Source organism: Gluconobacter japonicus, assembly GCF_015244665.1.
Classification (GTDB): Bacteria; Pseudomonadota; Alphaproteobacteria; order Acetobacterales; family Acetobacteraceae; genus Gluconobacter; species Gluconobacter japonicus.
This window is the reverse complement of the sequence record NZ_JABCQN010000001.1, coordinates 586,407-599,709: the sequence shown is the minus strand read 5'-3', so window position 1 is coordinate 599,709 and position 13,303 is coordinate 586,407. Positions and strand designations below refer to the sequence as shown.

At 57.1% G+C, this 13,303-nt stretch carries 10 protein-coding genes; 3 read left to right on the top strand and 7 right to left on the bottom strand.

The genetic code is table 11. The annotated features are described in order from the left end of the window. Positions 1-58: 58 nt before the first annotated feature. Positions 59-859, bottom strand: coding sequence for a LysR family transcriptional regulator (locus HKD32_RS02770; RefSeq protein WP_228118710.1), 801 nt, complete (start codon positions 857-859; stop codon positions 59-61). 127 nt (positions 860-986) lie between these two features. On the opposite strand from HKD32_RS02770, the gene HKD32_RS02765 reads away from it, so the two are divergent. After that, entirely contained in the window at positions 987-2,075 is a 1,089-nt protein-coding gene (locus tag HKD32_RS02765) for an alkene reductase (protein WP_194257478.1), read from the top strand. A 48-nt stretch (positions 2,076-2,123) separates the two neighbouring features. Here the strand turns inward: HKD32_RS02765 and HKD32_RS02760 are convergent, their stop codons facing one another. The 6 genes from HKD32_RS02760 to HKD32_RS02735 form a co-directional block, all read right to left on the bottom strand. Continuing rightward, complete coding sequence (locus HKD32_RS02760; RefSeq protein WP_061931521.1) at positions 2,124-2,942, bottom strand: alpha/beta fold hydrolase; 819 nt, start codon at positions 2,940-2,942, stop codon at positions 2,124-2,126. Positions 2,943-3,060: 118 nt separating this feature from the next. Next, positions 3,061-3,705 carry a CPBP family intramembrane glutamic endopeptidase gene (locus HKD32_RS02755; RefSeq protein WP_194257477.1) on the bottom strand — a complete coding sequence of 215 codons (645 nt, stop codon included), beginning with the start codon at positions 3,703-3,705 and terminating at the stop codon, positions 3,061-3,063. An 87-nt stretch (positions 3,706-3,792) separates the two neighbouring features. Then, a complete protein-coding gene (locus HKD32_RS02750; protein ID WP_194257476.1) occupies positions 3,793-5,268 on the bottom strand; it encodes a sugar porter family MFS transporter in 1,476 nt (491 codons plus the stop codon). Positions 5,269-5,540: 272 nt separating this feature from the next. After that, the gene (gene aspS / locus HKD32_RS02745; protein WP_194257475.1) at positions 5,541-7,337 is read right to left on the bottom strand and encodes an aspartate--tRNA ligase; all 1,797 of its coding nucleotides are present in this window, start codon (positions 7,335-7,337) and stop codon (positions 5,541-5,543) included. Positions 7,338-7,418: 81 nt separating this feature from the next. Then, on the bottom strand, positions 7,419-8,942 hold the full coding sequence (locus HKD32_RS02740) for an FAD-dependent oxidoreductase (protein WP_194257474.1): 1,524 nt from the start codon (positions 8,940-8,942) through the stop codon (positions 7,419-7,421). 143 nt (positions 8,943-9,085) lie between these two features. Then, positions 9,086-9,841, bottom strand: coding sequence for a DUF2076 domain-containing protein (locus HKD32_RS02735; protein ID WP_061931511.1), 756 nt, complete (start codon positions 9,839-9,841; stop codon positions 9,086-9,088). Positions 9,842-10,176: 335 nt separating this feature from the next. On the opposite strand from HKD32_RS02735, the gene HKD32_RS02730 reads away from it, so the two are divergent. Together HKD32_RS02730 and glyS are read left to right on the top strand one after the other, a co-directional pair. Continuing rightward, entirely contained in the window at positions 10,177-11,055 is an 879-nt protein-coding gene (locus tag HKD32_RS02730) for a glycine--tRNA ligase subunit alpha (protein WP_194257473.1), read from the top strand. Further along, positions 11,048-13,102 (top strand): glycine--tRNA ligase subunit beta, encoded by a 2,055-nt coding sequence (glyS, locus tag HKD32_RS02725; RefSeq protein WP_194257472.1) that lies wholly within the window; start codon positions 11,048-11,050, stop codon positions 13,100-13,102. The genes HKD32_RS02730 and glyS overlap by 8 nt, the downstream gene beginning before the upstream one ends. Positions 13,103-13,303 lie beyond the last annotated feature (201 nt).

The following is a 13,303-nucleotide window of genomic DNA, read 5'->3' as shown; positions in this document are numbered from 1 at the left end:
AAAAATCAGCCCTGGCGCGAACCTTGGCGCTGACCATCCGCCCGGCTGGAAGCAAGAGCTAGAGTTCCACCGGCGGCAGAGACCAGTCAGGCAAGCAACGCTGCACCTCACCGGAAATCAGTTCGGGAGCGAACATCCAGTCTGCTGCAACGGTCATTCCCTGCCCTGAAAGGACGGCAGCACGAATTCCCTCCGCCGCACTCAGGCATAGATCGGGGTGCAAAGAGACGTCCTGCGTTTCCTCTCCTTTCGTGAATGTCGTTCGAATCTGACGAGCCTGCGAATAAAGAATCATCCGATGATTCTTCAGATCTTCCGGGCAAGTCGGCATGGTCGTCTGCTCCAGATAGGCCGGGCTGGCCAGAAGGGAACGATGACCCCACGCCAGACGCCGCCCAACGACGGACGTCTCTTCCGGACGACCAATCCTGAGGGCCATGTCGATCCCTTCCGCAATCAGATCCACACGCCTGTCATCCATCTGCACATCCAGAGCAAGATTTGGATACCGAGCCGTAAATTCTCCCAGTCTGGGTATCAGATGCAGACGGCCGAAAGTCGTCGGCAATGCAATCCTCAAATGCCCTGTGAGTTCTCTGTCACTCCCTCGGGCAAGACTGTCAGCCTCCATGGCGTCTTCAAGAATTCTGACGATGCGTTCGTAATAGCGCTGACCTGCCTCTGTCGGCGCAAGACCATGCGTCGAGCGCAACAAGAGGATTGTGCCCAGATGCGCTTCAAGCTGTGCAATGATCTTGGAAACGGAGGGCTGCCCCATATTCAACAACCGGGCAGCGCCTGAAAAAGAACCAGCTTCCACAACACGAGCAAACACCGTCATAGCCTGAAAGCGGTCCATGTTTATTCCTTTTGAGAATAACAAATATTATTAAAAACAGTCTACATCCGCCTAATGAGAATAGCCACTCTCACGGTCATGAGACGCATCCACTCCGGACAGTCTCCTCAAAGACCGGAACCGCATCATGACGAACCTTCTGTTCACACCACGTTTCGTTGGGCCAACACGCTTGAGCCATCGCATTGTCATGGCCCCCCTCACCCGAATGAGAGCCAGTGAAGGCAATCTCCCGAATGACCTGATGCGGACCTATTACAGCCAGCGTGCAACGGAAGGAGGGTTGCTGATTTCCGAAGCCTCCCCCGTCTCGCTCACGGGGTATGGCTTCGAACGCGCCGCCGGAATCTATGATGACAGCCAAATCCCGGGATGGAAGAACATCACGGATGCCGTTCACGCCAAGGGCGGCAGAATGATTCTTCAGCTCTGGCATGTTGGCCGTCAATCAGCACGCATCCTTCAGCCGGATGGCATTGCCCCCGTTGCTCCATCGGCCATTCGTGCCGATGGAGACGCCTGGACGCTCAATGGAACGGTGCCTTACGACATGCCCCGCGCGCTTGATCGGAATGAAATTCCCGGAATCATCAAGGATTACGAACAGGCTGCCGAACGCGCCCTGAAAGCCGGATGTGATGGCGTGGAAATCCATGGTGCAAATGGATATTTGCCAGACCAGTTTCTTCAGGATGGCAGTAACACCCGGACAGATGACTATGGCGGCTCGCTCGAAAATCGCGCCCGCTTCCTGCTGGAAGTCACGCAGGCTGCCATGAGCGTGTGGGGACCGGATCGCGTTGGTGTGCGTGTGACCCCAAGCGGACGCTATGGCTCCATGGTGGACAGCAATCGCCCGGCAACATTCCGCTATGTGGCCTCTGAACTGGATCGTCTGGGCGCTGGGTATCTCCACGTCGTGCAACCTCGCATCGGGGGCGATGCAGAACCGAACCCTGTGGATGCAGGGACGCTTCGGCAGGTCTTTTCCCGCACCATTATTGCTGCCGGCGGATTTGACCGGCAAAGCGCCAAAGCCCTGCTGACTTCCGGAGAGGCGGATCTGATTGCTTTTGGTCGCTCATTTCTCGCAAACCCGGATCTGGTCGAGCGGCTGCGTCAGAACTGGCCTCTGAACTCCTATGATCGCTCCACCTTCTATGGCGGCGATGCACGCGGATATACCGACTATCCGTTTTACGCTGACGCGGCGTAGCATTGAGCAAAAAAGACCCCGGCCTGTTTCTGGCCGGGGTCTTTCTGATCAGGATTGCAGAAAAGACAGAAGATCCGCGTTGAGCTGGTCACCATGGGTGACCGCAAAACCATGCGGTGCACCCGCATAGACCTTGAGAACCGCATCTGGAACCAGTTTTGCCGTCAAGGCACCCGTGGCTTCAAAAGGCACAATCTGATCATCATCCCCATGAATAATCAGGGTCGGGACCGTGATCCGTTTCATGTCTTCCCGATAATCCAGCCCTGAGAACGCCCTGACGCATTCAATCGTGCTCCGCAAGGATGCCTGAAGGGCAATTTGCTGCGTCTGCCCCAGAACGCCATCAGAAATCTCCGCCCCATGATTAATCCCATAAAAGGGAACGGCGAAGTCTTTCAGAAACTGGGCACGGTCTTTCACCAAGCCTTCGATGATGCCATCGAAAACCGCCGCCTCGACCCCTTCCGGATGATCATTCTGCTTCATGAAAACAGGTGTGACAGCCCCCAGAAGCACCAACTTCGCAACACGGTCACTACCATGGCGCGTCAGATACCGGGTGACATCCCCGCCCCCCATCGAGAAGCCGACCAGCGTCACGTCTCTCAGGTCCAGGGTTTCGATCAGTTCTGCAATATCATCGGCAAAGCGGTCGTAGGTATTGCCGTCCCAAGGCTGGCTAGACCGTCCGAAACCGCGCCGATCAAAAGCAATCACGCGGTAACCGTTCTGCGCCAGAAACAGCATCTGTGAATCCCACATATCTGCACTGAGCGGCCAGCCATGGCTGAAAAGGACGGGCTTTCCTGCTCCCCAATCCTTGAAATAAATTTCTGCTCCGTCAGATGTCGTAAAGCTGGCCATATGTCTGCTCCGTTAAGAGGTCAGGAAAGCATCGGCTCTCCCTGAAACCTTGCTCTTACGATAAGCTCCACTCATCATGTTCAATATAGACATCATGGAATAGTAAGATTTCCATTTATCATTGATTCCACGCCGCACCTGTATAGAAAAACCGTCCTAACCCCACCGTGAAAATGAGACATCCATACAGGCTGTGTTCAAAACAGGTCAGGGTAAGAGAACGATGACGACTGTAGTCACCAGCAAACAGCATTCCCCCTATGAGCGTCATGCCCACGGCAATCCAGTTCAGAAACAGAATATGTGCAAAGCCAAATGCAACGGCACTGGCTACGATCGTCACTGGAATACTTCGGAAAAGATTGCTGTATCGACGGAAGAGAAATGCCCGATACAGAACTTCCTGAGGCCAGACGGAGAGCAGCGGATACAAACACATGATCATCAGCCAGAAGAGCGGCTTCTGTCGTGGCAGGCTCAGGAACGTATCGGGCCAGAAAAACCACGTCAGCAGCGCTATCAATGGTGCAAAAATCGCAAACCTGACAAATATTTTCCAAATCTCGACCCTGAATACATATGGCTTGGGACGATCATGACGCATCCATAGAAAAGCCAGAAGAGCGCCAGTCCAGATTAAGCCAAAGAGTAATCCGGCCCGACGCTCCAGCAGAACAAGAATTGGTCCACCACCATAAAGGGCCAGAAATTCCGCGCCCAAACGAGCGCGGCGAAGAACGGACATTTCATCGGGGAGCGACATACCGAGATCTTCCAGACGTTCTGGCCGTCATTATGAACATAAGCCCCCTCCCCCGAAACAAGGCCTTACATTGCAAGCGTCTTTGTATCAGACAGGAAGCGAGTCACGCTCCTGCACAACCATGGCTGTATCCGCCTTCAAGCGGCTGGGCTGTCCGATTTCCCGGAGAGGGAACCCGGCCTTAAGCCGATCCTCAATCTCTTCCAACGAGCAGTCTTTTGTCTCCGGAACGAAGAAATACCCAATCAGGAAAAACACTGCATTGAAGCCCGCCAGCAGCCAGAACACACCGTAGTCATGAATGGCCCCCATCACGGAGAGGAACACGTTACTGATGAGCCAGTTCGTCATCCAGTTGGCAAACGTAGAGCATGCGATGGCCAGCGTACGCCCCTGAAGCGGCTGAATTTCGGTGCACATCGTCCAGGGGATCGGTCCTTCCCCGAAAGCGTAACCCAGAATGAACAGCACAAGCAGGCTGACAATGGCGATCTGACCAAACACCCCGCCAACGTGCAGATAGAGCAGCGTTCCGAATATAGCGAGGCTCAGAGAGGCCACGACCGTACTGACCAGTAAGAGCGGACGCCGCCCCCATCGGTCAATCAGTAGAATTGCCCCAAATGTCGAGACTATATTGGCCAGACCGAGCAAGGTTGTGCACCAGACTGCCGCTGACGTGGAAAAGCCAAGATGCTCCAGAATATGCGGAGCGTAATACATCAGGATGTTAATGCCCGCGAATTGCTGAAAAACCTGCAATCCAATTCCAAGTGTAAAGGTTTTCCGGAAGCCTGGTGAAGACTTCAGGAATGCAAACCCGTTGCCTTCAGTCTTTCGAAGGTTCTCCTCAATCCGGTTCAGTTCCTCCGTCGCGTGCTGCTTGGATCCCCGAACCTGCTGAAGAACAGTATGCGCTTCTTTCCGCCGCCCACGCATGGCCAGCCAGCGCGGCGAATACGGCACCTGCATCGTTGCGAGAATGAACACCACCGTAGGGACTGCCAGAATACCCAGCATCCAGCGCCAGTGCCCCCCGTAGGACAGCAGACTGTCTGACAGGAGCGCCAGCAGCATACCCGCCGTAATGACGAGCTGATACATGGAGATCATCTTGCCACGACGGCTCTTCTCAGTGATTTCGGCAATATAGAGCGGCGCAGAGAAAGACGCGAAACCGACGCCCAGCCCGAGGCAGACACGGCCCAGAATCATGACGGGAATGGACGATGTCAGGGAACAAAGCGCGGTTCCGAGCAGGAACAGTAACCCCGCATAAAACATGGCCCCTCGCCGCCCGCGATGGTGGGACAGCGGAATGGCGAGCAGAGAGCCCGCCGCGGCCCCCAGCATCAGGGACGAGACGATCCATTCCAGCGCACGATCATTCGCCTTCAGGTCCTGGCCCAGAAACTTGAGCGCCCCCGCGATCACTCCCGTATCCAGACCAAACATCAGCCCGGCGAGACCAGCAGCCCCGGCAAAAAGAAACGCATTCCGGCGGCCCTGCTGCACACGGTCCTGGACAGTTCCGCCGCTTTGTTCTGGAAGGGTGCTACTCACCGGATAACCTTTCTTGATCGCTACAGATACCTCAAGAAACGGTCATTCTCTGGAAAAGTTTTTTACTCTCAAAATCATATTCCGAATGCAGACAACCGCGTGCGGTCTATTCAAATACAGTTGTGAGACTCTACCAGAGCGGAAACGAATGATATTGAATACACAATGATGGAAGGTGGTTTTATACCTTTCATTAAAAATCTGTTTTCCCAATAAAAAAGCCGATGCCCCATCTGGAGCATCGGCTTGTTCGTTCTCAAAAGTGGGAACTCTTACTTCGTAACGGCAGGCTTTGGCTTCGGCAGATCCAGCGCCAGATGCAGTTCCTTCAGACGGGCAGGCTCGACCGGGGCCGGAGCTTCCATCATCAGGTCTTCGCCGCTCTGGTTCAGCGGGAAAAGAATGACCTCACGGATGTTCGGCTCATCCGCCAGCAGCATCACGATACGGTCCACACCCGGAGCAGCACCACCATGCGGCGGAGCGCCGTAACGGAAGGCGTTCAGCATGCCACCGAAGCGCTCTTCCACCACTTCCGGGCCATAACCTGCGATTTCAAAGGCGCGCAGCATGACTTCCGGCAGATGGTTCCGGATTGCGCCGGAAGACAGTTCCACGCCATTGCAGACGATGTCGTACTGGTAGGCGTTGATCGTCAGCGGGTCCTGCGTGTTCAGCGCGTCCAGACCACCCTGCGGCATAGAGAACGGGTTGTGGGAGAAGTCGACCTTGCCCGTCTCTTCGTTGAGCTCGAACATCGGGAAGTCCACGACCCAGCAGAAGCGGAAGGCGTTCTTCTCGATCAGGTCCAGCTCTGTCGCTACCTTTGTGCGGACAACACCAGAGAACTTGGCAACTTCGTCACCTTTGCCAGCAGCAAAGAACACGGCATCGCCAGCCTTCAGGCCACAGATCTCACGGATGCTCTCGACGCGATCAGCTTCAAGGTTCTTGGCAATCGGCCCCTTGCCGCCTTCTGCCTCGAAAATGATGTAGCCCAGACCACCCGCACCGCTTTCACGCGCCCAGGTGTTCAGCTTGTCAAAGAAGCCACGCGGACGATCGCCTGCACCCGGTGCCGGGATCGCACGGATCTGACCACCGGAAGCCGCAATCTTGGCGAACAGACCAAAACCGGAGTCCCGGAAGGCCTCCGTCACGTCCTTGATGATCAGCGGGTTCCGCAGATCCGGCTTGTCGGAGCCGTAATCACGCATGGCGTCAGCATACGGAATGCGCGGGAATGCACCGTCCGTGATCTTCCAGCCTTCGGGCGTGAATTCATTGAACACTCCAGCCAGAACCGGCTCCAGAACCGTGAAGACGTCTTCCTGCGTGACGAAGGACATCTCAAAGTCGAGCTGATAGAACTCGCCCGGGCTACGGTCAGCGCGGGAAGCTTCATCGCGGAAGCACGGAGCAATCTGGAAGTAGCGGTCAAAACCCGCCACCATCGCAAGCTGCTTGAACTGCTGCGGAGCCTGCGGAAGCGCATAGAACTTGCCCGGATGCAGACGCGCCGGCACAAGGAAGTCACGCGCACCTTCCGGGGAAGATGCCGTCAGGATCGGAGTCTGAAACTCAGTGAAGCCCTGCTCGATCATGCGCTGACGCAGGCTGGTGATGACCTTGCTGCGGAGCATGATGTTCTGGTGCATCTTCTCGCGACGGAGATCGATGTAGCGGTACTTCAGGCGCAGCTCTTCAGGGTAGTTTTCCTGACCTGCCACCTGGAACGGCAGAACAGCCGCGTTGGAACGGACTTCCAGCTCTTCGGCAAGAACTTCGATATCACCCGTCGGCAGGTTCGGGTTTCGCTGGGAACCCTGACGGACCACAACCTTGCCGGTGACGGTAATGACGCTCTCAACGCGAAGGCGCTCGGCCTTTTCCAGCAGGTCCGTGCCAGCCGGGATAACAACCTGCGTGACGCCATAATGGTCACGCAGATCGATGAACAGCAGGCCACCATGGTCGCGCTTGCTGTGCACCCAGCCGGACAGGCGGACGGTCTGTCCGGCGTCCTGTTCACGCAGGGCGCTACAGTCATGGGTGCGGTATGGATGCATGTCGGGCCTCTTCAACGTCCTGGCGGATAAGTGGGCGCAGGAAGCCGGGACGGCCCGCTCATGTCAAGCTTCGTGCGCGGTTCAGACCTTTTCCTGCACAAATCCATCGAAATCAACGGCGGCTCTGGCCATGTCATACGCATGACCAGCACCCGCCAGCGCAACGGGCTTTCCGTCCTTGAGATAGGTCGCAAGGAAGCTGAAGCCCTTGATATCTCCCTCAAGGCTGACGTTATCGAACCCTTCGCCCCATCCAAGCAGCTCGATCTTCTTGCCGAACTGCTGCGTCCAGAACCAGGGCGTCGGCAGATGGGTCGTCTCATGCCCCATCATGGTCAGCGCGGCGATGCGGCCCTGAATTTGCGCATGACGCCAATGCTCGATTCGCCGCGGCTTACCATCATGAAGGATCGCCGAGGCATCGCCTGCTGCATAAACGCCCGGAGCCGCACGCATCAGACGATCGACGACAATCGCGCCATCCTCGTCCCGATCCAGTCCGTCGATATAATCCGTTACGGGAGTCACCCCGACGCCAGCCAGTACAAAAGATGCCGGAAGCTTCATCCCATCATCCAGTTCAACGCCTTCGGCTTTTTTGTCTCCGTAGATTTTGACAGCCTTGGCATCCGAAATGAACGCTACACCATTATCTTCATGCAATTGCCGCAGACGCATTCCAATCTCACGACCAAAATGCTTCTCCATCGGCACGTCCGTATCCGCGATGATTGTCACGCCGACACCGCGCTGACGCAGGCAGGATGCCACCTCAAGACCAATAAATCCTGCTCCAATGATGGTAACCGCCTGATCGGGATCAATCACACGGGCAATGCCCTCTGCATCTTTTTCGCTATGAAGCGTAAAGACGCGCTTCAGATCAGCGCCCGGAAGGTCCAGCATCTGCGACCGGCTTCCAGTCGCGATCAGAACATGATCTGCCGTCAGAACACTGCCATCCGAGAGTGTCGCCATTCTCGTTGCGGGGTCAAAGGCCGCAATTCTTCCATGCTTCACACTGATCCGGTTCTGGCCATAGAAAGACTCACTACGAAGCGAAGGAGCGTGCGCTTTCTCGGGCTCACTAAGCAGAACGGTCTTGCTTAGGGCCGTACGGTCATAAGGACGATACTTCTCCTCAGTGACCATCGTGATCGTGCCCGCAAAACCCTCTTGCCGCAGAGTAATTGCCGCCATAATCCCGGCCGCTCCTGCACCGAGAATGAGAACACTCTCATCCTCCTGCCTCTCCAATGGTGCTTCACGCTTCATTGGCTCGCTTCCAACCAGAACACGACCATCCACGATCTCAACGGGGTAACGCGGCAGCGGCTCAAGAGCGAGTGGCTCAACAAGACTTCCATCCACCGCATCAAACACCGCTTTGTGCCACGGACAGACCAGTACGCTGCCCTTCTCAGTTCGACAGAAAGCACCCTGCTCCATTGGTGCTTCCTTGTGCGGACACTTTCCTCCAAGGGCATGCACATCCTCGCCGTCCTTCACCAGAACAACGGAGGTTCCATTGATGGAAAAAGAGGTGATCTGCCCGTCCTCGAGATCCTTGAAGGCTACCAGATCGCGGAAGTCATTGGTGCTCATCAGAAAACCCCTGGAAATGGAAAAACACGTTACGAAGCCAACGCACCATAAGCGTTCGGGTTGGCAAACAGCAAAAAACCCGCTGGGCGGAACCAAGCGGGTCTTCTGAAACTCTTCAATATCAGGCGAAACAGGGCAGCCTGTCAGAACATGTCGTCGCCACCGCCACCAAAGTCTCCGCCACCGAAATCGCCACCGCCGAAGTCAGAGTCGGAGAAGCCGTTTCCTGCATCAGTGCCAGCACCACCGAACGGATCGCTGCCCGCATCGCCATAGTTATTATTGATGATGGTCTCGCCACCACCAAAACCACCGGCTTCACTGCCTGAATGGTGATCGCTGAACAGGCCTTCAAGCGCGTTGGCTGCCATCATGCCACCGGCAACACCGGCTGCAGTCGTCAGAGCAGAGCCGAGGAAGCCGGACCCGCCACGCTGAAACATGCCAGGCTGATATCCCGGCGGATAGCCATACTGCTGCTGAGGCTGGAAGTTCGGAGGCGGCATTGCACCAGCCTGCGGTCCCCAACCCGGAGGTGGCGAGGACGCCTGCTGACGATTACCGCCACTGAACAACCCGCCAAACAGCCCGCCGCCGCTACCGGACGACCGGTTCTGCTGCGCTTGCTGAAGCTGCTGCTGAGCCTGCTGGAGCTGGAACTCAAGCTGGCGGATACGGTTCTGCGCTTGAGCCAGAGCCGCTTCCTGCACAACAGCCATCTGCGTCACGCGATACCGGGCTTCCGGATATTTCTGGAAATTCTCAGCAATAAAGCGATCAGCTTCCGGGTCGATTGGCGGCAGCGCAGGCGTCTGCTGCTGACTAAAACCACCACCCTGCTGCACACCACCAACACGGCCAATAAAGCGGGAGATGACTTCGCGTTCTTCGTTGTTCATCGTCTCTGATCCTTCCAGACGAAGAAGTTACGTTCCCTCATCATATGAGGCACCCAAGCTTAATCGACAAGGGATGCACATAATGCCTGTCAGCGGCATCTCGCGCTCCAAGTCAGCATAGCTGAACCATGCAACATGCAGCCATGCTCAGAAGTTGCCTGTCCTCGGCCGTTTTTAGCGTTACGCATTCTCACACTGAAACGCCCTGAAGAGCACGTACACCTTTTACAATGCTCCTTGAACGCTGATCTGCAGCTTCGTCATTCCCCTCACTTCCGGTTATGAACCGCAGGCTGTAAGGTAGCGGCCAATTTTGCCAACCGGAGCCTATCGAATTGTCTGCGACCCGGCCGCTCAGCTTTCAGGATCTGATCCTGCGCCTTCATCAATTCTGGTCTGAAAAGGGCTGCGCCATTTTGCAGCCCTACGACACAGAAGTCGGAGCCGGAACGCTCTCCCCTCATACGACCCTGCGCGCGCTGGGCTCAAAGCCATGGGCCGCCGCCTATGTGCAACCCTGCCGCCGCCCGTCCGACGGTCGTTACGGTGAGAACCCGAACCGCCTCCAGCACTATTACCAGTATCAGGTCCTGCTGAAGCCAACCCCGGAAGAGAGCCAGAACCTGCTTCTGGAGAGTTATCGGGCCATCGGGATCGATCCCGAAAAGCACGATATCCGATTCGTAGAAGACGACTGGGAAAACCCGACGATCGGCGCCTGGGGTCTGGGCTGGGAAGTCTGGTGTGACGGCATGGAAGTCACGCAGTTCACGTATTTCCAGCAGGTTGGCGGTATCCCGACCGTCATGCCTTCTACCGAACTGACTTACGGTCTGGAACGGCTGGCCATGTATGTTCAGGGCGTCGAGAACGTTTACGACTTGGATTTCAACGGCAAGGGCCTGACGTATGGCGATGTATTCCTGCGGGCCGAGCGTGACTACTCCCGTCACAACTTTGAACTGGCCGACACTCAGATGCTGCTCACGCATTTCAACAATGCGGAAAAAGAGTCCATTCGTCTGGCGGAAGCGGGCGTCGCACAGCCTGCGTTCGATCAGTGCCTGAAGGCTTCCCATTATTTCAATCTTCTGGATGCCCGCGGCGTGATTTCCGTCTCTGAACGCGCATCCTATATCGGACGTGTCCGGACGCTGGCGAAAGCCTCTTGTGAAGCGTGGCTTGCTGGCGAGGAGGAGACGTCCAATGGCTGAACTGTTGCTTGAACTGTTCTGCGAGGAAATCCCGGCAGGCATGCAGCCCAAAGCTGCCAGCGAACTCGGCGCCCTTCTGACCAAGGCGCTCGATGGCCTTAATCCATCCGATGTTCAGACGTTCTACGGCACCCGCCGCATCGCGACCGTTCTGAACGTCGATGCCGAAATCCCAGCTCGTACCGTCTCCGAGCGCGGCCCTCGCGAAGGCGCACCGGAAAAGGCTCTGGAAGGCTTTACCCGCAAGCATGGCGTAACGACTGACGAACTCACGCTGGAAAATGGCTTCTGGGTTCTCAACAAACAGCTTGATCCCGTGAGCGCGGAAAGCCGCGTCGCCGAAGTTGTACCGGACCTTCTGTGGAAGTTCCCCTGGGCCAAGTCCATGCGCTGGGGTGCAGGCTCAAACTTCTCATGGGTGCGCCCGCTCCGCCGCATCACCTGCCTTCTTGATGGCAAGGTTGTTCCCTTCTCGCTCGCCCGCGATGGCGACGATGCCCACGGCCTGAAGTCCTCCAACCTGTCCGAAGGCCATCGCTTTCTGGCGCCCGGCGGGTTTGAAGTCCGTTCGGCAGATCACTGGCTGGAAGAGCTGGAAACACGCTCCGTCATCGTTGACGCGGACAAGCGCCGCGACATGATCCGTACCGGTGTCCACCGTCTGGCTGAACAGCAGGGCATTACGGTTGTGGAAGACGAAGGACTGGTCGATGAAGTCGCCGGTCTGGTCGAATATCCGGTTCCGCTTCTGGGCCGCATCGACGATGCTTTCATGGATCTGCCCGCCGAAGTCATGCAGGTCTCGATGCGCATCAATCAGCGTTACTTTGCCCTGCGCAATGCAGACGGCAAAGCCGCGCCGTTCTTCGCTTTCGTTGCCAACCTGCCGTTCAAGGACGGCGGCAAGCTGACGATCGCCGGAAACGAGCGCGTTCTGCGTGCCCGTTTCGCCGATGCCCGACACTTCTGGGATCTAGACCGCAAGACCAAGCTCGCGGACCGCGTGGCAGCCCTCGATGCCGTGACGTTCCATGCGAAGCTGGGAACACAGGGCGAGCGTGCGAAGCGGATTTCCGATCTTGCCGGAACGGTCGCTGCGGCCATAGGCCTGAGCGGAGAGCAGATCGAACAGGCAAAGCGCGCAGGTCTGCTGTCTAAAGCTGATCTGACAACCGGTATGGTCGGCGAGTTCCCGGAACTTCAGGGCGTCATGGGCGGCTATTACGCAGCACATGATGGCGAAGGCGACGCTGTTTCGAAGGCTGTGGCCGAGCATTACATGCCGCGCGGGCAGTCCGACGATACGGCAAAGGCCCCTGTCTCGGTTGCCGTAGCCCTTGCGGACCGTCTGGATCTGCTGGCTGGCTTCTTTGCGATTGGCGAGACACCAACCGGCTCGGGCGACCCGTATGGCCTGCGCCGGGCTGCGCTGGGTGTGATCCGCACCATTCGTGACAACGGTCTGCGTCTGAATCTGACGGACCTCTTTGCCAAGGCGGCCAATGGTCGCACCGGCGGGGAACTCGCCAAACTTCCGGACTTTATGGCAGACCGTCTGCGCGTTCAGCTCCGCAGCGAAGGCGAACGCCATGACGTTCTGGCCGCCACACTGGCAGGCGGTCTGGATGGCGATCTTGTACGCCTTCTGGCTCGTACCTCGGCGCTGTCTGACATGATCCAGACGGAAGACGGCAAGAACCTTCTCGCCGCAGCCAAGCGCGCCGCCAACATTCTGCGCATCGAAGACAAGAAGGACGGCCCTCACAAGGGAACACCGGATGCGTCTCTCTACGCACAGGATGAAGAGCGCGCTCTGGCAGATGGTCTGAACAGTGCCGTGCCTGCAATCGAGACGGCCCTGAAAAACGAGCGTTTCACCGATGCGATGCAGGCGATTGCAGCACTGCGCCCGACATTGGACCGCTTTTTCGATGCTGTTACCGTCAACGCCCCGGAAGCTGACATTCGCGCCAACCGCCTGAAGCTTCTGGCGACCTTCCGCACAACCACAGCCCTGATCGCCGATTTCGGTCAGATCGAGGGCTGAATCTGATGGGAGCGTGGTGGTCCGGCCCAGTCGCCACGTTCCTCAACACGGACCCGGATCGCAGTGGATGGCGTTGGAGTCTCCACAGAGCGTCGCACGCGAACCCCTCAATTCGATCTTCTCCCACAGTATAAAGATCCATCTGATTACAGATGGCAGCCCGACAGCTTCACATGCCTTCCGCGTCGCCCAAACGTGACT